This window comes from Vibrio sp. 1249-1, from assembly GCF_033340495.1.
In genome coordinates this window covers 1-722 of sequence record NZ_JAWOWJ010000491.1, presented here as the reverse complement: position 1 = coordinate 722, position 722 = coordinate 1, and the positions used below count along the sequence as shown (strand labels likewise).

At 48.9% G+C, this 722-nt stretch carries 1 protein-coding gene; it reads right to left on the bottom strand.

From position 1 onward, the window contains the following. On the bottom strand, positions 1 to 722 hold a 722-nt coding region (locus tag R7Z50_RS27170), incomplete at both ends, for a nucleotidyltransferase domain-containing protein (protein ID WP_318149706.1).

The following is a 722-nucleotide window of genomic DNA, read 5'->3' as shown; positions in this document are numbered from 1 at the left end:
AACGGTTGTCGTATCGGCGAAGTTCAATGTGCAGCGCAAAGCGGACACGCCACAAGAAGTCCTGACACTCCACCAGTTCGCGGTATTCCGCATCGGTAAGAAAGCCGTAACGGCTCATCTCTAGCAGAGATGTGGCGCCAAAGTGACGACGCGCTACCCAGCTCAAAGTGTGAATATCGCGAAGACCTCCTGGGGTCGAATTGCTATCGGGCTCTAAGTTATAGGTCGTATCGCGGTTGCGAGCATGACGTTCGCGTTGTTCTTGGATTTTTGCGCGGTAGAAGGTTTCGCTCGGCCAGAAAGAGTCGGATAGCACGACTTTTTTTAAAGCTTGGAATGTGTCTTCGCTGCCACAAAGCAGACGTGCTTCTTGTAGGTTAGTGGCAACCGTTAGATCGTCACGACCGATTTGTGCACATTCATTGACAGTGCGAACCGCATGGCCAACTTCCAGTTTTAAGTCCCATAGTAAGGTAATAAATTCGCTGATTTTCGCTTCTAACGCAGTCGGCAGTTTGTTGTTAGAAAGAACGAGAATGTCTATGTCGGACAACGGATGCAGTTCACCGCGACCATATCCGCCCACGGCCACTAATGAGATGTTGTAAATGTCATTAAAACCGAAGTATTGCCATAAACGCGTCAGCAACAAGTCCATGTACTCTGCGCGAGCCAATACTAAGCTGGTCACAGGGTGATGATTAAGAAACTCTTGTTTTTGG